17 protein-coding genes and 3 pseudogenes are annotated in these 17,830 nt (G+C 44.6%); 14 read left to right on the top strand and 6 right to left on the bottom strand.

Translation table 11 applies throughout. The annotated features are described in order from the left end of the window. Positions 1-17: 17 nt before the first annotated feature. A complete protein-coding gene (locus tag C9I43_RS12805; RefSeq protein ID WP_107883691.1) occupies positions 18-890 on the top strand; it encodes an EamA family transporter in 873 nt (290 codons plus the stop codon). A gap of 131 nt (positions 891-1,021) precedes the next feature. Here the strand turns inward: C9I43_RS12805 and C9I43_RS12800 are convergent, their stop codons facing one another. The 3 genes from C9I43_RS12800 to C9I43_RS12790 all read right to left on the bottom strand — a co-directional run bounded on the left by C9I43_RS12800 (position 1,022) and on the right by C9I43_RS12790 (position 2,952). Further along, positions 1,022-1,360, bottom strand: a complete 339-nt coding sequence (locus C9I43_RS12800; protein WP_107883690.1) for a P-II family nitrogen regulator — start codon at positions 1,358-1,360, stop codon at positions 1,022-1,024. A 219-nt stretch (positions 1,361-1,579) separates the two neighbouring features. Beyond that, the gene (locus C9I43_RS12795; RefSeq protein ID WP_107883689.1) at positions 1,580-2,551 is read right to left on the bottom strand and encodes a ketopantoate reductase family protein; all 972 of its coding nucleotides are present in this window, start codon (positions 2,549-2,551) and stop codon (positions 1,580-1,582) included. Positions 2,552-2,589: 38 nt separating this feature from the next. After that, positions 2,590-2,952 carry a VanZ family protein gene (locus tag C9I43_RS12790; protein ID WP_076497832.1) on the bottom strand — a complete coding sequence of 121 codons (363 nt, stop codon included), beginning with the start codon at positions 2,950-2,952 and terminating at the stop codon, positions 2,590-2,592. A gap of 154 nt (positions 2,953-3,106) precedes the next feature. Here C9I43_RS12790 and C9I43_RS12785 point away from each other — a divergent pair, with 154 nt between their 5' ends. Further along, positions 3,107-3,592: a YajQ family cyclic di-GMP-binding protein gene (locus C9I43_RS12785; RefSeq protein ID WP_076497830.1), complete on the top strand. Its 486-nt coding sequence runs from the start codon at positions 3,107-3,109 to the stop codon at positions 3,590-3,592. A 172-nt stretch (positions 3,593-3,764) separates the two neighbouring features. Here C9I43_RS12785 and C9I43_RS19075 read toward each other — a convergent pair. Beyond that, positions 3,765-3,923, bottom strand: a pseudogene (locus C9I43_RS19075) (AmpG family muropeptide MFS transporter); the annotation flags it as partial. Between C9I43_RS19075 and C9I43_RS12775 the strand changes: the two are divergent. The 5 genes and pseudogenes from C9I43_RS12775 to C9I43_RS12755 form a co-directional block, all read left to right on the top strand. Beyond that, positions 3,921-4,376, top strand: a pseudogene (locus C9I43_RS12775) (glutamate ligase domain-containing protein); the annotation flags it as partial. The pseudogenes C9I43_RS19075 and C9I43_RS12775 sit on opposite strands and share 3 nt — an antisense overlap. Position 4,377: 1 nt before the next feature. Beyond that, positions 4,378-5,037, top strand: a complete 660-nt coding sequence (locus tag C9I43_RS12770; protein ID WP_076497812.1) for a flavin prenyltransferase UbiX — start codon at positions 4,378-4,380, stop codon at positions 5,035-5,037. A 7-nt stretch (positions 5,038-5,044) separates the two neighbouring features. Continuing rightward, entirely contained in the window at positions 5,045-5,575 is a 531-nt protein-coding gene (gene hpt, locus C9I43_RS12765; RefSeq protein ID WP_076497809.1) for a hypoxanthine phosphoribosyltransferase, read from the top strand. Positions 5,576-5,783: 208 nt separating this feature from the next. Continuing rightward, positions 5,784-6,722: an ABC transporter ATP-binding protein gene (locus C9I43_RS12760; protein WP_107883687.1), complete on the top strand. Its 939-nt coding sequence runs from the start codon at positions 5,784-5,786 to the stop codon at positions 6,720-6,722. After that, positions 6,719-7,489 (top strand): ABC transporter permease, encoded by a 771-nt coding sequence (locus tag C9I43_RS12755; protein ID WP_107883686.1) that lies wholly within the window; start codon positions 6,719-6,721, stop codon positions 7,487-7,489. The genes C9I43_RS12760 and C9I43_RS12755 overlap by 4 nt, the downstream gene beginning before the upstream one ends. Positions 7,490-7,608: 119 nt before the next feature. On the opposite strand, the gene C9I43_RS12750 is transcribed toward C9I43_RS12755, so the two are convergent. After that, positions 7,609-9,153: a DEAD/DEAH box helicase gene (locus C9I43_RS12750; RefSeq protein WP_107883685.1), complete on the bottom strand. Its 1,545-nt coding sequence runs from the start codon at positions 9,151-9,153 to the stop codon at positions 7,609-7,611. A 521-nt stretch (positions 9,154-9,674) separates the two neighbouring features. Here C9I43_RS12750 and C9I43_RS12745 point away from each other — a divergent pair. Then, positions 9,675-10,721 carry a DUF3626 domain-containing protein gene (locus C9I43_RS12745; protein WP_076497801.1) on the top strand — a complete coding sequence of 349 codons (1,047 nt, stop codon included), beginning with the start codon at positions 9,675-9,677 and terminating at the stop codon, positions 10,719-10,721. A gap of 112 nt (positions 10,722-10,833) precedes the next feature. Here C9I43_RS12745 and C9I43_RS12740 read toward each other — a convergent pair whose 3' ends face one another. Beyond that, positions 10,834-11,352 (bottom strand): prepilin-type N-terminal cleavage/methylation domain-containing protein, encoded by a 519-nt coding sequence (locus C9I43_RS12740; protein ID WP_107883684.1) that lies wholly within the window; start codon positions 11,350-11,352, stop codon positions 10,834-10,836. Between the two features lie 277 nt (positions 11,353-11,629). Here C9I43_RS12740 and cydD point away from each other — a divergent pair, with 277 nt between their 5' ends. The 6 genes and pseudogenes from cydD to C9I43_RS12715 all read left to right on the top strand — a co-directional run bounded on the left by cydD (position 11,630) and on the right by C9I43_RS12715 (position 17,749). Further along, positions 11,630-13,573 carry a heme ABC transporter permease/ATP-binding protein CydD gene (gene cydD / locus C9I43_RS12735; protein WP_107883683.1) on the top strand — a complete coding sequence of 648 codons (1,944 nt, stop codon included), beginning with the start codon at positions 11,630-11,632 and terminating at the stop codon, positions 13,571-13,573. Continuing rightward, positions 13,570-14,376, top strand: a pseudogene (locus tag C9I43_RS12730) (ABC transporter transmembrane domain-containing protein); the annotation flags it as partial. The gene cydD and the pseudogene C9I43_RS12730, both read left to right, overlap by 4 nt. Before the next feature lie 282 nt (positions 14,377-14,658). Further along, on the top strand, positions 14,659-15,297 hold the full coding sequence (locus C9I43_RS18920) for a flavin prenyltransferase UbiX (protein WP_373455353.1): 639 nt from the start codon (positions 14,659-14,661) through the stop codon (positions 15,295-15,297). A 7-nt stretch (positions 15,298-15,304) separates the two neighbouring features. After that, positions 15,305-15,835 (top strand): hypoxanthine phosphoribosyltransferase, encoded by a 531-nt coding sequence (gene hpt / locus C9I43_RS12725; protein ID WP_076497809.1) that lies wholly within the window; start codon positions 15,305-15,307, stop codon positions 15,833-15,835. A 208-nt stretch (positions 15,836-16,043) separates the two neighbouring features. After that, positions 16,044-16,982 carry an ABC transporter ATP-binding protein gene (locus tag C9I43_RS12720; protein ID WP_107883687.1) on the top strand — a complete coding sequence of 313 codons (939 nt, stop codon included), beginning with the start codon at positions 16,044-16,046 and terminating at the stop codon, positions 16,980-16,982. Then, entirely contained in the window at positions 16,979-17,749 is a 771-nt protein-coding gene (locus tag C9I43_RS12715; RefSeq protein ID WP_107883686.1) for an ABC transporter permease, read from the top strand. Before C9I43_RS12720 ends, C9I43_RS12715 begins: the two co-directional genes overlap by 4 nt. Positions 17,750-17,830 lie beyond the last annotated feature (81 nt).

The following is a 17,830-nucleotide window of genomic DNA, read 5'->3' as shown; positions in this document are numbered from 1 at the left end:
TCTTACGGATTACCTTGATGTGGATTTTATTAACGCTGCTGGCGGCGTTTATGCAAGCTTGGCGCAATGCGTTTCAAAGCCAGTTGAGTAAAGAGGTGAACGTTGCTGGCGTGACCTTAGCGCGTTTTATTTGGGCTGGGCCGATTGCCGCAGCTTATCTGGCGGGGTTATACCTGTGGCAGGATATGGGTATCCCCGATTTTAGCGATCGTTTTATCGGTTTTATCCTTGGTGCATCGGCAATGCAAATCATTGCGACGGGCTTAATGGTAAAGCTGTTTAAGCTACAGAACTTTGCCGTTGGCGCTGGGCTGGCCAAGAGTGAGGCGGTGGTTGCGGCGATTTTAGGTACTTTATTCTTTGGTACCCATTTATCGCTATTAGGCTGGTTAGGTGTATTACTTGGCGGAATGGCTATTTTTCTGATGAGCGCCAAACAAGGCTTACGTAGCTTATCGCTTAATACAGTGCTGATTGGTTTAGCATGTGGCACTTCATTTGCGTTGACATCACTTTGGGTGCGAGAAGCGAGCCTGTGTTTGAATGTGGGGTTTCCCCATAGTGCAGCTTGGGTATTGCTGTTTGTGATAAGCCTACAGACGCTGGTTTTAGTGATTTATTTATTAATGCGAGATCAGTCTACGCTGACGGCTTTATGGCAGCGGCCTAAGCTGACCTTGCTCACGAGTATTGCCAGTTGCTTTGGGTCTATCGGCTGGTTTAGTGCAATGTCGCTGCAGGCGGTGCCCTACGTAAAAACCTTAGGCCAAGTTGAAATTTTCTTTATGCTGTTGATTGCGACCTTTTGGTTAAAGGATAACGTGAAGATCAAAGATATGTTCGGGTTAGCATTAATCGCTATTGCCGCGATTTTAGTCATGTGGCAGTAGCCAAATGTTCTTAATATATCTATGCACTTAATATCGCTATTGAGCGAGCAACGTAAATCATCACCAATAAGCAAAATGATAAGACTATTTTCAACTGGTTGAATTATATCGTCTCTATCAATAGGCTGAGATTATATCGCATCAGCGCCTTCTTCTGAGGTACGAATACGGACGACTTGTTCGAGTGCTGTGACAAAAATTTTGCCATCGCCGACTTTACCTGTATGGGCCGCTGCAATTATCGCATCGACAACTGCTTCTTCTTGGTCGGCATGAATAGCGACTTCAAGTTTTATTTTAGGTAAAAAATCTACCGTATACTCAGCGCCCCGGTAAAGTTCAGTATGGCCTTTTTGGCGGCCAAAACCGCGCACTTCAGTCACTGTCATGCCATGAACGTTAAACTGAGTTAAGGCTTCACGTACATCGTCTAATTTAAAAGGTTTAATTATCGCGGTGATCAGTTTCAATCTTTTCTCCAACCAATATCAGGCTCAATGTATGGAATAAAGCAGGAATCAGGCCAGATGAACAAGGCATTCATTATCATTATGTTGGCGTTATCGCGCACTGAAACAACATTAAATTTGACTCAAAACGGTGCAAGCTAAAATCATATCGCACATTTTTGGTGCATCTTGGTGCTATTTAATGACTTTGCCATAGCCCGCTATTGCGATTTTAGTGAGTTAAGCCGTAACGGCTAACAGCTTAATTTGTTCACAGAGCTTAGCATTGATGGGCGCCGTTAAACCGTGCGCTTGTGCGCGTTCACAGATATAACCATTAATTTGGTCTATCTCGGTTTGCCTTTGATGCGCGACATCTTGGTGCATTGACGAGAAGTTTGCGGCGGTGAGCTGGATAACTTGGTAAATTCTATCGTGCAGTAAAGGTTTATCGAGCGGCACGCCATCTTGTGCTGCAACCATCACTAACTCATCGAGAATACCCTTAATTATTTCGTTAAAATCTGCTTTGGCTAGTGCACCATTTGGGCATTGATGCAAAGCAGTGAGAGGGTTAATCGCCGCATTGACGGCTAGTTTTTGCCATAAACAAGGCACTATGGCATTAACCCATTCACTATTGGGTATGGCTGTAAGTATGGCATTGCGATAATGCTCAGCCAGTTCTGTGCCTGTAAAATGTCCCAACTGAGTAAGTCCCTTACCCGTGTGTTTAATCTGCCAACGGGCTTGGCGTAACACGCCTTGCGATGTTGTACCTAGGCTTAGTCCTCTGTTATCTACTTTTTCAATCAGTGGCGCTATGGCTAAGTGAGGCCCCATACCATTGTGGAGTAGTAAAATATGGCATTGACGCGGGAGTTGATTGAGTAACGGCAAAAGGGCATCGATGACTTGATAGGCTTTAACACAAACAACCACAAGACGAAGATGATCAAGTGCATTGGTCGCTACGATGGGGACGCAATAGTCGATTGGTTGGGGGGAGTTGTTAGCCTCGCTTGCCACTAATGGTGTAAAACTGAGCGGTTGTGATTGCGAATATTGCTGCGCCTGAGAATTTTGTTGCGATACCGAGCCATGGGGGTGACGGGCGATAAAACCAACATGCTCACCCGCAGCAATCAGTTGGCGACAAATAAGTTGCCCAACGGCGCCAGCACCTAAAATTGCAATATCCACCGCGCGCATATCTGTCAGCCTTAAATTTTTAATATCAGTGGATTAGGTTAATCTTTTCGTAATTGAGCTGCACGAAAGTATTTACCATAACCCCAATGACAAAAGTAGAACAGGGCGATACCGGCAAAGTCAGCAATAACATCACCCACTGACGCACTACGATAGGGCAAGCGAGATTGCACCAACTCAATTAAAATGGCATAGATGGCAAGTGTGAGGGATAACCAATACCACTTGGGCTTGAACGCCAGATAGGTGAGATAGGATAGGCAAAAAAAGCTGCCAAGATGGCCTACCTTGTCAATATTCGGAATGCTTTGCGAATAGGTTGGTCTGGAAAATACCAGATAACTGATCACGACAACGGCTACGGCTAACACCAGTTTAAATAGGGTATTTTTAGTTATCACAGCGCAGGTTTTATAATACTAAGATAGCGTCATGATAGAAAAATCTGCCACTAATGTCATCCATGTTGCGGCTTTATTCACGGCTTTATCTTCAACTTAGGCTAGTGTATGGGTAAACTAGCGGCATATTAATTTGAAACAGGACATAAAAACTATGCCTTCAATGGATATTGTGTCAGAAGTCAACGAAGTTGAGCTACGTAATGCGGTCGATAACACTAAGCGTGAGCTCGCGACTCGTTTTGATTTTCGCGGTAAAACCGCAGACGTTGAATATAAAGACCACGTGGTGACGTTAACTGCTGAGGATGACTTTCAGTGCCAACAGTTAGTGGATATTTTACGTATGCAACTTAGCAAGCGTAATGTCGATCCATCTTCAATGGATGTTGATGATAAAGCTATTCACAGTGGTAAAACGTTTTCTTTGAAAGTGAAATTTAAAGAAGGCATAGAAACCTTAATCGCTAAAAAACTGGTTAAGCACATCAAGGACAGCAAACTTAAAGTACAAGCGTCTATTCAAGGCGAAAAAGTGCGAGTAACAGGTAAAAAACGCGATGATTTACAAGCGGTAATGGCCTTGGCGCGTGAGTCTGATTTAGGCCAGCCTTTTCAGTTTGATAACTTTAAAGACTAATTTAAGCTGAACTTGGGATAACCCCTGCGTCTCTAACGGTTAATTTAAGTATTCAATACCATAGCGTTTATGGCGCAGTTAAATAAAAAGCCCTTAACTTATCGGTTTGAGGGCTTTTTTATGTGGTTTATTTATATCGCTTATTTATGAGCTATGGCGCGTGGTTTAGCCTTTAATCTGGCTTTAACTCGCTACTTTTTGTGTCGTCATCGATTAACGAGGCGCTAGAATGCGGTGCATACTTGTTGACTAAGTAGATCAAAAATAATACTGGAAAACCAATAATACTGGCAGCCACAAAGAAGTTAACATAGCCGAATGAATCGACGTGCCACCTAAACGTCGACTCGAATTACTCGGAACCGTTAAAGGTGTCAGCGTTTATGACGATTTTGCCCATCATCCAACCGCTATCGCAACCACATTAAAAGGAATGCGCGCTAAGGTCGGTCAGAGTAAAATTACCGTAATATTAGAACCACGCTCAAATACCATGAAGAGCGGCGTGCATAAAGATACGCTGGCTTTTTCTATGATGCAGGCCGACGAAGCTTTTTTATATCAAGCAGATAGTATCGATTGGAATATAAAAGAAGCGATGGAAGCCGCAGTGATCCCTGTGACCGTGCTACATCAAATTGATGAATTAGTGGCTAAAGTTGCCGCTAACGCTAAAGCGGGTGACACCATAGTGGTGATGAGTAATGGTGGTTTTGGTGGTGTGCATAAAAAGTTATTGGCGGCATTAGAATTAAACTTATCAGCGGTAGAGCAGGTTAGTTAATATGGCTTATGCAAGATCAACTAAAGCGATTAGCTTAGCGTGGACTGGTGCTTCTGGTGCCCCTTACGGCTTGAAATTACTTGAGTGTTTGTTAGTGTCGGGTTATCAAGTTTTTTTAATGATTTCTAGTGCTGCTCGGGTGGTACTGGCTACTGAGCATGGCTTACAACTTAGCGCCAATAGCGATAAAGCCCATGCACAACTATTAGCTTTATTGCATGAAAAAGGCGTAAGTATCACTGGCGAGTTAGTGGTATTAGGCAAAGATGAATGGTTTTCACCACCGGCGTCAGGTAGCGCCGCACCTAAGCAAATGGTGATTTGTCCTTGCTCGACGGGCACGTTAGCCGCTGTGGCCACCGGAATGAGTAATAATTTACTTGAACGCGCCGCCGATGTGGTACTTAAAGAGCGCGGCCAATTAATCCTAGTGCCAAGGGAAACACCGTTTAGTGCCATACACTTAGAGCATATGTTAAGTCTTTCTCGCCTCGGCGTGACGATTATGCCTGCCGCTCCTGGCTTTTATCACAATCCCCAATCGGTTGAAGATCTGGTAGACTTCATGGTCGCTCGAATTCTCGATCATTTGGGCGTTGACCATGCATTAACGAGTCGCTGGGGTTATGACAAACAGTCTAACCGCGACCTCGACAATTGAGACTTATATGAAACACACCACCGAAGTGATGATCTCTGCAGAAGAGATAAGCCAGAAATTAGATGAACTAGCCGAGCTGATTAATGCTCATTATGCCAACAGTGAGCGTTTGCTGATGGTTGGCCTACTAAAAGGCTCAGTGGTCTTTATGGCTGATTTATGTCGCCGCATTAAAGGCCATGTTGAAATCGATTTTATGTCAGTTTCTAGCTATGGCAATACCATGACCAGCTCACGGGATGTGAAAGTGCTGAAAGATATACAATCCGATATCGCGGGTCGCGATGTGCTGATTGTGGAAGATTTGATTGATTCAGGTAACACCTTAAGTAAAGTGCGCGAAATGCTGTTACTGCGTGAGCCAAAGAGTTTGGCACTGTGTACTTTACTGGATAAACCTGAACGCCGTGAAGTCGATGTGAAGGTTGATTTTATTGGCTTTACGATCCCTGATGAGTTTATTGTCGGCTATGGTATTGATTATGCGGAGCAGTATCGCAATCTACCTTATATCGCCAAAGTCGTGCCACTCGATTAAGTGTCCGATATTGTTTAAAACTCCCGCAGCAGGCGGGAGTTTTACTTTTTGCGCTTATACAAAAGTTAGAATAAATAAGTGAACCATTAAAGGCTAGTTTTTCAATCAATTAGCGAATTTATTCACCTTAGTTCTACAACCCATCATTGCAATTGTGTTTTTTAGCACCATCTTATGACTTTCTTAATATGTAAGGAACGGTACAAATATGGTAGATATTACCCATGCTCTGGTACTCGAAGGGCTTAAAAAAACCTATAAAGGCGGCGTCGAAGCGGTTAAGGGTATTAGTCTAACTGTGAACAAAGGGGATTTTTTTGCTTTACTTGGCCCCAATGGCGCGGGTAAATCAACTACGATTGGGATTATTAGTTCCCTAGTGCAGAAGAGTGCCGGTACGGTCAAAATCTTTGATTATGATATTGATAAACAATTAGAACATGCAAAGCTGTGCATTGGTTTGGTGCCTCAGGAATTTAACTTCAATCAGTTTGAAACCGTGTTGCAGATTGTTGTGAATCAAGCGGGTTACTATGGCGTGCCTAAATCTGTTGCCCTTGAGCGTGCCAAAAAATACTTAAGCCAACTTGATTTGTGGGAAAAGCGTCACAGTCCATCGCGAGAATTATCCGGCGGCATGAAGCGACGGTTAATGATCGCCCGTGCGTTAATGCACGAACCTAAGCTATTGATTTTAGATGAGCCTACCGCAGGTGTAGATATTGAACTACGCCGTTCTATGTGGGAGTTTCTTAAACAAATTAATCAACAGGGCGTGACGATCATCCTGACCACCCATTACCTCGAAGAAGCGGAAATGCTGTGTCGTAATATTGGCATTATCGATAACGGTATTTTAGTGGAATGCACGAGTATGAAGGCGCTGCTGAGTAAGCTGAATATGGAGACCTTTATCCTTGATCTTCGCCGCGATATTCAAACAGCCCCCATCCTTGATGGCATGGCTTGTCGGTTAACCGACCCACACACCTTAGAGGTGGATGTGGCGAAAGAGCATAATCTTAATGATGTGTTTAGCCAATTAAGCGCGGCCAATGTGGAAGTGTTATCGATGCGTAATAAAGCTAACCGATTAGAAGAACTCTTCGTTGAGTTGGTGAAGAAAACTCAGGAGGCCTCTGTATGAACCAGCTCTACTTTATTGCTTTTAAAAGTATTCTTGCTAAAGAGATTAATCGATTTACCCGTATTTGGCTGCAAACATTAGTGCCGCCAGCAATTACCATGACCTTGTACTTTTTGATTTTTGGTAATTTAGTCGGTAGCCGCATTGGTGAGATGGGCGGTGTAACGTATATGGAGTTTATCGCACCAGGTTTGATCATGATGTCGGTGATCACTAACTCTTACTCTAACGTCGCCAGTTCTTTCTATAGTGCTAAGTTTCAGCGTAATTTAGAAGAATTACTGGTTGCGCCAGTGCCACATTATGTACTGATTGCAGGTTATGTGGGCGGCGGCGTAGCCCGCGGATTATGTGTCGGTTTAATCGTGACATTAGTGGCAATGTTCTTTGTCGACATTAGCTTACATCACGTAGGGCTTGTGGTTATGACTGTGTTCCTAACCTCAGTATTGTTTTCATTAGGTGGCTTAATTAATGCGATTTATGCCAAAAGTTTTGACGATATCAGTATCATCCCAACTTTTATACTTACGCCATTAACCTATCTTGGCGGTGTATTTTATTCGCTATCTCTCTTGCCATCATTCTGGCAAGGCGTATCGGCACTTAACCCTGTAGTTTATATGATCAACGTGTTTCGCTATGGTTTTTTAGGCTTTGCAGATATTAGCGTGCCGCTCTCAATCGGCATCATGGTTGGTTTTTGTATTGCACTGTGGACGTTAGCTTATTATCTGGTTTCACGTGGGATAGGGCTTAAGGTTTAGTGTTGGTGTCTTAAACCTATAAAAAAACGCCCAACTCCGTGTGGAGTTGGGCGTTTTTTATTAAGAGTATTCACTCAAGTACAAAGAGGACTGCAAACTAAGCTAATTTGCTCTGTAAATTAGTCCTGCGAGTTTCTCGGGCGACTTGCGCCATTATTTGGACGACGAGTATTTTTCTTCGGGCCATTAGCGTAAGGATTGTCACCTGCTTGGCTACGATTCTCACCTGAGCTAGAACGGCCTTCACTCGGGCGACTAGCGCCTGAATTATTTGCACGACCATCGTTTGCACGCTGTGGGCGTGCTTGAGCATCGGCGCGTGGCGCACTCGTAGCATCATTGCTGTGTCGTGGGTTTTTATCGTTTGGTTTATGACCGCGCGCTACGTCACCACTGCGTTGACCATCTTTATGCTCAACACTTCTTTGGGCGCCCTCGCGTGAGGTTGATGGCGTTGAGCTGCGGCTATTTCGACGAGTCGCTACTGCTTTATTGTTACTTTTTCCACCACTACCTAAACGTGATTCAGGTAATACATGGTGGAAGCCTTCAACCATTTCACGATCTAACACGCGATTGATCAAACGCTCAATATCGTTCAGTAGTTTAATTTCTTCGTTACTGACCAGTGATACCGCTTGACCCGATGCACCTGCGCGGCCAGTACGGCCGATGCGATGCACATAATCTTCTGGCACGTTTGGTAAGTCAAAGTTAACTACTTGTGGTAATTGATCAATGTCCAAACCACGGGCAGCGATATCGGTCGCAACCAATACGCGGGCTTGGCCATTTTTAAAGTCAGCCAAGGCTTTAGTACGCGCGGTTTGGCTCTTGTTTCCATGAATTGCAGCGGCTTTAATGCCAGCATCTTCAAGGCTTTTCGCCAAACGGTTGGCACCATGTTTAGTGCGCGAAAATACTAACACTTGTTGCCAATCGTGTTGTTTGATCAGTTGGATCAACAACGCTGATTTTTGGCTCTTATCAACAGGGCAAATCCACTGTTTGACTGTGGTCGCCGCCGCGTTACGTGGTGTGACCGAGATTTCGACCGGATTGTTGACTAAGCCTTTTGCCAGCTCGCGAATTTCATCGGAGAAGGTGGCTGAGAACATCAGGTTTTGGCGTTGCTTAGGTAAAATGGCCAGAATCTTACGGATGTCGCGGATAAAGCCCATGTCGAGCATGCGATCGGCTTCATCTAACACTAAGATTTCAAGCTGGCTAAATTTCACCGCTTTTTGATTGTACAGATCCATTAATCGACCTGGGGTTGCGACTAAAATATCAACACCGTGGCGCAATTTAGCGATTTGTGGATTGATAGGCACGCCACCAAATATCACCGCCGAACGCAGTGGTAAGTTCTTACCATAGGTTTCGACACTTTCAGCAACCTGAGCCGCCAGTTCGCGAGTCGGAGTTAACACTAATGCGCGCACTTGGCCTGCTTGAGCACGCATACCTTTACTCAGGAGTTCGAGCATAGGCAGAGTGAAACCTGCTGTTTTACCTGTTCCTGTTTGGGCGGCCGCCATCACATCTTTGCCTTCAAGCACAGCGGGAATAGCTTGAGCTTGGATTGGCGAAGGTGTGTCGTAGCCTTGTTCGGCAACGGCTTTAAGTATCGGGGCCGATAAGCCCAGGGAGGTAAAACTCATAGATTGGTCTCTTGTGGCAACGCTTTGCTGCATTTATGGTCTGTTGCCAGGTCTGCTGGCGGGCGTGCAGCTTACAGGATTAGGCCCTTAAGTGCCATCAAATATGGACTTTTACAGCAGTTTTCATTCAGATTGGCACACAAATAGCTTGTCAGACTATTGAAGAGAGATTGGTTAACCTTTTCAGCATAAGTAGGATGGCGCAACTTAGTGGCTAAATATATGTCATAGATTAATCAGACGGACTATTACCAGTAATTTGTGCGGTATTACATCCGCCTTTTTTATCTATTTAGGGGCGATAATGGACTATTTTTTAACATGTTATATAAGTGAACGTTAGATCACTTCGTCCTGATTAGATTGGTATAAAATGAATGCTATTAATCTATCGCACTTAACACCGTTTTATAGCTGATATCACTTAAGATTCCGTCAGTGTATGCTTGCGATAGCGAGGATGTTTATTTTAAGGTAAACCATCTTCCTAAACGGTTAACTACCTCTTTAATAGGTGAATTATGACAGCCATACAGCATATTGAACGCCTTGCTCGTGGACGCAGCGAACAGGCCGTTGCTGTGATTAAAAATGTGCAACAGATGTCAAATATCCCTATGCATGAGATGCAACTCGCGCTCAAGCAGTTACTCCATTGCGGCCGAATCGCGCTGCATTTCCATCCGGATAAAATTGATAGCCGTGGCATGACAGTCGCTGAAGGTTTACTGCGTGATGGCCAATACCGCAGTCAGTTTGAAACGCATATTTCTAATGGTCAGTTGTCACCTGAGTTAGGTGGCCCGCGAGATCATTGGGAAAATCAGCTTTTTGGTCATGCTTATAAAGGCACTAAATCACGGCCTAAGTATGGTGCACTTGATTTGGGCATGTGGCAGGATGGCCCAGCGCCCCGTTTTGGCAGTTGCTATTTACTGACAAAAACAGATGTGCTGGCACGCGCAACTTTTAGTTATCTTGATTCGTACCGTAACCCCAAAGAAAAGGGCACGTTATCCTGTTTTGATGACATTTTAGCGGCGCTGTTAACCGAGAGTTTTGAGCGTCATTACGCTTTAGGTAAATCAGATTTTAAGCCATTGAATGTAGTCCAGTATATGGCGCATCAACTCAATGCTTCTTTGTTATCACGTTTTGAGCGACCTTTATCAAATAATCTTGATCATTATATTGAAGCGCAGATCCACGGCGATGTATTGCTTAGTGAGGATATTGCCATGTTGGTCGCTGATCCCAGCTTTAAGGGAACGGATATTGGTTCAACCTTAAGTAATGTGTGCGATAAATACGATATCGAGCTGCAATACCACAACGGTTTTAGTTTGCACACTGCGCAAATTCCGAGCGATTTTCGTGGTCCGACTATGCCATCGCTGGCGAGTCGTATCGCAATAGACGATAAGGTTGATGCCCATGCTATTGGCGTGGCTACGCGGGATTTATACCATTCACCGCAGCATTGGCGCGAACGCGGTAATCGCGCTCAAGTCGCCCACGAACTTAAGTTGCTCTGGCATGTGCTAGTGAAATACGGCGCGGTGCAGTAAGGGCTAAGCCATTTAAAAATCCTTTCATGGTAAGATTTAGCTCTAACAAAAACAGCGAGCCAACTTAAAGTTAACTCGCTGTTTTTTTATTTTTACGGGTTTTAAGGTCATCTTAGCAACCGGTATCAACTTTGTTATAGGTGGGAACACCAGTCGTTTCCCATTTGTAACTGATGTAGCAATTGGTTGCTTCGACTTGAGCTTGATTTGGCGTGGCAAGGTCTAGTTTTTGCTTTGGCGCGGCAATAACTTCATAGGTGCCGCTAGTAGTGTGAATGCGGTAGGACCATTCATTAACATTGAGCCCTGCAGCCTTAAAAATTTCTGGCGCAGTAGTGTAAGCATCGCTTGGGGTTATACCGCTGGTGCTAGCTGCCCAAGGTTGGTAGTTTTCACCACGAATATCGTCGTAAACGACTCGATTGGTGGTGCCGCTGTTAGCAATTTCAGATTTCGCTTTGAATAAAGTGACGGCGGATTTCATCGATGCAAATGCTCCAGATAACTGACTTTTATAGGCATCTGATTGTAAATTGATGAATTTAGGAGCTGCAACTATGGCTAATATTCCTAGAATAATAATGACCACAATGAGTTCAATTAGGGTGAAACCGGCATTTTTATTTGGCATAGGTAGCAGGCACTTAATATAAAGAGCTTAATGCTATCGAAATTTTGGCTATCAGGCTAGTGCTAGGGAAAGTTCCGTTAACTCAGGTATTTTTTTATCTTTAGCGCGTTTCTGTGAGTCTGCTAGCAAAAGTCTGTGGGAGGGTTTCATCTGCTGTAGATGCCTGCGATACTGCGTCCCTATCGAAACGTTTTCGCGGTTACAAGTACTTTAACTCAGTCGTTATCGGTATACATTTCTGCTATTCATCGCTTAATTTTTTTCTTGTTGGAGCACCATGGATAAGTCGTTAGAAAAATCCCTTCTTGTTTGGCTAAAAATACAAAAAAGAGCCTGTGGCTTGTTCCTTAAGTTGTCATTATGGCTGGGCATGCTAAGCGCTATCGCTATGGTGGCGCAGGCGTACCTGATTGCGACGATTCTTGATGGCGTCATTCTTGGCGGAAAGTTCATAAATAGCGAAGCTATAGCCGATAGCGGTACTCAGTCTTTAACGGTTAATATCGCCGCTTTTATGCCACATTTTATTGGTTTAATTGCGTTAATGTTGTTGCGCGCATTACTTGCCTATGGGCGTGAACGCGCTAGTTTTGAGGCGGGTAAACGCCTACGAGGTCATATCCGCTCAGCAGTAATGGACAAGCTGATTAAGCTTGGGCCTGCGTTTATTAAAGGTAAGCCCGCCGGTAGTTGGGCCAGCATAGTGTTAGAGCAAGTTGAAGATTTACAAGACTTTTATGCCAGATATCTTCCGCAAGTGAGTCTGGCTGGTTTTATCCCAATGTTGATTTTGGCCGCTGTATTTCCCCTCAACTGGGCAGCAGGATTAATTTTATTGCTCACCGCGCCATTGATTCCTCTGTTTATGATTTTAGTCGGCATGGGCGCTGCTGATGCTAACCGTAACAACTTCAATGCACTGGCCAGGTTGAGTGGTCATTTTATGGATAGATTAAAGGGCTTAAGCACCCTAAAACTATTCCACCGTGGCGATGCTGAACTTAACGTCATAGCCACGGCTTCGGAAGAGTTTCGCAGCCGTACTATGTCGGTACTGCGGCTCGCATTTTTAAGCTCGGCGGTATTAGAGTTTTTTGCGGCGGTGTCGATTGCGGTGTTAGCGGTGTATTTTGGTTTTAGTTATTTAGGTAACTTAGATTTTGGCTACTATGGCGCTCATGCCAATATCAGCGCGAGTGCCGATCCTGAACTGGGTGGAATTCCTTTTAGTTTGTTTACTGGGTTGTTTATTCTCATCTTAGCCCCTGAGTTTTATCAACCACTGCGGGATATGGGCACTCATTATCACGCTAAAGCACAGGCCATTGGCGCAGCAGAGGCCTTGATTACCTTGCTTGAATATCCTGAGCCCGAGTTTGCGGGAACAATCCGTATTGATAGCATCCAGACGCTCCGCGCTGATAATCTTGAAGTATTCAGTGTAGATGGCACGCGTTTATTAGGCCCATTGAGTTTTGATGTCCAAAATGGTGAACATTTAGCTTTGGTTGGCCCAAGTGGCGCGGGTAAAACCAACTTGCTTAATACGTTACTGGGGTTTTTACCCTACAAAGGTCATTTATTGATTAATGGCCATGAGTTATCTGCAATCGACTTACCCCACTGGCGGCAACACTTAGCTTGGCTTGGACAAGAGCCGCAGTTATTTCACGGCACAGTGCGCGATAATGTTGCCTTAGCCAATCAAGCGATGCCAGAAGATAAGATTTGGCAGTTGTTAACTGCGGCCAATATAGCCGAGTTTATTACAGCGCAGCCATTGGGTTTGGACTCGCCGATTGGGGAGCAATCTTCAGGGTTGTCCGTTGGCCAAGCCCAGCGTATTGCGCTAGCAAGGGCGCTTGGACAGCAGGCAAGTTTATTTGTACTTGATGAGCCTACTGCGAGTTTAGATAGCCAGAGTGAGCAAGCGGTAAGCGCAGCCTTAAACACTGCGATGGCTGGCAAGATGTGCATTATGGTGACTCACAGATTAGATAAGCTCGATGAAATGGACAGCATTCTCGTGCTTGATAAAGGCTCGATAGTGCAGCGCGGCAACTTTACCACTTTGTCTAACACGCCAGGGTTATTTCAAACGCTATTGCGGGAGAATGTTGAATCTGTGGCGGATATTGAACTTGCACCGTTATCAAACACTAGCTTAGTTGATTCCACGCTCGATATTGCCGCAGATATCACTCAAGGAGACCGCCAATGAAAGTGCTGATCCCCTTTATTCGATTGTTTTCGCGCCAATGGCTCATGATGTCCGTAGGCTTATTGTTGACCATTATTACCCTCATCACAGGTATAGGTTTGCTGTCACTTTCGGGCTGGTTTCTTTCTGCTACTGCGGTAGCGGGTTTAGCGATAGTCACAGCACAAACATTTAACTTTTTTACGCCCGCGGGCGGGGTACGATTTTTCTCAATAGCGCGCACCGCCAGTCGTTACGGTGAGCGTTTAGCCACCCACGAAGCAACCTTTAAACTACTGACCGAGCTGCGCGTTTGGGCGTGGCGTAAGTTGTTACCGCTCAGTGCTAAAAACCTACAAGGGTTACGCCGTGGCGACATGCTCAATCGCTTAGTTGCCGATATTGATACCCTTGATCATCTCTATCTTCGTCTGCTCACGCCAATGGCGGCATCATTATTGATGACGGGGCTGTTGTATCTGTTCCTCGCTTGGTTTGATGCCAAGCTTGCCCTGAGTCTTTGCCTGTTCTTAGTGGCGGTTTGGTTAGTGATGCCATTACTATTTTATCGACTAGGACACACGCCAAGCCGCACGATGCTCGAAACAAAACGCCAGTATCGGGTGCAATTATTAGATGTGTTGCAAGGCCAAGCCGAGCTGAGCTTATTTGGTGCTAACGACAGATTTAGGCAAAGACTGAATGAGGCAGAGGCTAGTTTGTTCAAAAGCCAAAGTACGATGGCCAATATTACCGCGCTTAGCCAAGCAATGTTGATTATCTCAACGGGTTCAGCCTTGATTATGATGCTGTATTTAGCCGCTCAAGGAGTAGGCGATGCAGTGCCGCCAGGGCCTATGTTTGCGCTTATGGTGTTTGCCACAATGGCCTGCGTTGAAATGATGATGCCGATTGCGGGCGCGTTTCAGCATTTGTCTGGCTGCGTGCTCGCGGCGACGCGGATTAATGAAATTATTGAACAAGAGGCCGATATTCAATTTATGACCGATACAGGCTTAAGAGCCAAATCGGGGGCGCTGTTGATTGAAGATATCCATTTTGGCTATCGTGAAGGGCAAAGTGTGCTGCAAGGGTTGTCCCTTGAAATCAAAGCCGGAGAAAAAGTTGCGCTACTTGGGCCAACTGGTTGCGGTAAGTCGAGCTTGTTGTGTTTGTTAGTGTCGGGTTATCAAGTTTTTTTAATGATTTCTAGTGCTGCTCGGGTGGTACTGGCTACTGAGCATGGCTTACAACTTAGCGCCAATAGCGATAAAGCCCATGCACAACTATTAGCTTTATTGCATGAAAAAGGCGTAAGTATCACTGGCGAGTTAGTGGTATTAGGCAAAGATGAATGGTTTTCACCACCGGCGTCAGGTAGCGCCGCACCTAAGCAAATGGTGATTTGTCCTTGCTCGACGGGCACGTTAGCCGCTGTGGCCACCGGAATGAGTAATAATTTACTTGAACGCGCCGCCGATGTGGTACTTAAAGAGCGCGGCCAATTAATCCTAGTGCCAAGGGAAACACCGTTTAGTGCCATACACTTAGAGCATATGTTAAGTCTTTCTCGCCTCGGCGTGACGATTATGCCTGCCGCTCCTGGCTTTTATCACAATCCCCAATCGGTTGAAGATCTGGTAGACTTCATGGTCGCTCGAATTCTCGATCATTTGGGCGTTGACCATGCATTAACGAGTCGCTGGGGTTATGACAAACAGTCTAACCGCGACCTCGACAATTGAGACTTATATGAAACACACCACCGAAGTGATGATCTCTGCAGAAGAGATAAGCCAGAAATTAGATGAACTAGCCGAGCTGATTAATGCTCATTATGCCAACAGTGAGCGTTTGCTGATGGTTGGCCTACTAAAAGGCTCAGTGGTCTTTATGGCTGATTTATGTCGCCGCATTAAAGGCCATGTTGAAATCGATTTTATGTCAGTTTCTAGCTATGGCAATACCATGACCAGCTCACGGGATGTGAAAGTGCTGAAAGATATACAATCCGATATCGCGGGTCGCGATGTGCTGATTGTGGAAGATTTGATTGATTCAGGTAACACCTTAAGTAAAGTGCGCGAAATGCTGTTACTGCGTGAGCCAAAGAGTTTGGCACTGTGTACTTTACTGGATAAACCTGAACGCCGTGAAGTCGATGTGAAGGTTGATTTTATTGGCTTTACGATCCCTGATGAGTTTATTGTCGGCTATGGTATTGATTATGCGGAGCAGTATCGCAATCTACCTTATATCGCCAAAGTCGTGCCACTCGATTAAGTGTCCGATATTGTTTAAAACTCCCGCAGCAGGCGGGAGTTTTACTTTTTGCGCTTATACAAAAGTTAGAATAAATAAGTGAACCATTAAAGGCTAGTTTTTCAATCAATTAGCGAATTTATTCACCTTAGTTCTACAACCCATCATTGCAATTGTGTTTTTTAGCACCATCTTATGACTTTCTTAATATGTAAGGAACGGTACAAATATGGTAGATATTACCCATGCTCTGGTACTCGAAGGGCTTAAAAAAACCTATAAAGGCGGCGTCGAAGCGGTTAAGGGTATTAGTCTAACTGTGAACAAAGGGGATTTTTTTGCTTTACTTGGCCCCAATGGCGCGGGTAAATCAACTACGATTGGGATTATTAGTTCCCTAGTGCAGAAGAGTGCCGGTACGGTCAAAATCTTTGATTATGATATTGATAAACAATTAGAACATGCAAAGCTGTGCATTGGTTTGGTGCCTCAGGAATTTAACTTCAATCAGTTTGAAACCGTGTTGCAGATTGTTGTGAATCAAGCGGGTTACTATGGCGTGCCTAAATCTGTTGCCCTTGAGCGTGCCAAAAAATACTTAAGCCAACTTGATTTGTGGGAAAAGCGTCACAGTCCATCGCGAGAATTATCCGGCGGCATGAAGCGACGGTTAATGATCGCCCGTGCGTTAATGCACGAACCTAAGCTATTGATTTTAGATGAGCCTACCGCAGGTGTAGATATTGAACTACGCCGTTCTATGTGGGAGTTTCTTAAACAAATTAATCAACAGGGCGTGACGATCATCCTGACCACCCATTACCTCGAAGAAGCGGAAATGCTGTGTCGTAATATTGGCATTATCGATAACGGTATTTTAGTGGAATGCACGAGTATGAAGGCGCTGCTGAGTAAGCTGAATATGGAGACCTTTATCCTTGATCTTCGCCGCGATATTCAAACAGCCCCCATCCTTGATGGCATGGCTTGTCGGTTAACCGACCCACACACCTTAGAGGTGGATGTGGCGAAAGAGCATAATCTTAATGATGTGTTTAGCCAATTAAGCGCGGCCAATGTGGAAGTGTTATCGATGCGTAATAAAGCTAACCGATTAGAAGAACTCTTCGTTGAGTTGGTGAAGAAAACTCAGGAGGCCTCTGTATGAACCAGCTCTACTTTATTGCTTTTAAAAGTATTCTTGCTAAAGAGATTAATCGATTTACCCGTATTTGGCTGCAAACATTAGTGCCGCCAGCAATTACCATGACCTTGTACTTTTTGATTTTTGGTAATTTAGTCGGTAGCCGCATTGGTGAGATGGGCGGTGTAACGTATATGGAGTTTATCGCACCAGGTTTGATCATGATGTCGGTGATCACTAACTCTTACTCTAACGTCGCCAGTTCTTTCTATAGTGCTAAGTTTCAGCGTAATTTAGAAGAATTACTGGTTGCGCCAGTGCCACATTATGTACTGATTGCAGGTTATGTGGGCGGCGGCGTAGCCCGCGGATTATGTGTCGGTTTAATCGTGACATTAGTGGCAATGTTCTTTGTCGACATTAGCTTACATCACGTAGGGCTTGTGGTTATGACTGTGTTCCTAACCTCAGTATTGTTTTCATTAGGTGGCTTAATTAATGCGATTTATGCCAAAAGTTTTGACGATATCAGTATCATCCCAACTTTTATACTTACGCCATTAACCTATCTTGGCGGTGTATTTTATTCGCTATCTCTCTTGCCATCATTCTGGCAAGGCGTATCGGCACTTAACCCTGTAGTTTATATGATCAACGTGTTTCGCTATGGTTTTTTAGGCTTTGCAGATATTAGCGTGCCGCTCTCAATCGGCATCATGGTTGGTTTTTGTATTGCACTGTGGACGTTAGCTTATTATCTGGTTTCACGTGGGATAGGGCTTAAGGTTTAGTGTTGGTGTCTTAAACCTATAAAAAAACGCCCAACTCCGTGTGGAGTTGGGCGTTTTTTATTAAGAGTATTCACTCAAGTA

The organism is Shewanella morhuae (assembly GCF_003028295.1).
Classification (GTDB): domain Bacteria; phylum Pseudomonadota; class Gammaproteobacteria; order Enterobacterales; family Shewanellaceae; genus Shewanella; species Shewanella morhuae.
Note: the sequence above shows the minus strand (reverse complement) of the source record. Positions and strands in the feature narration are given on the sequence as shown.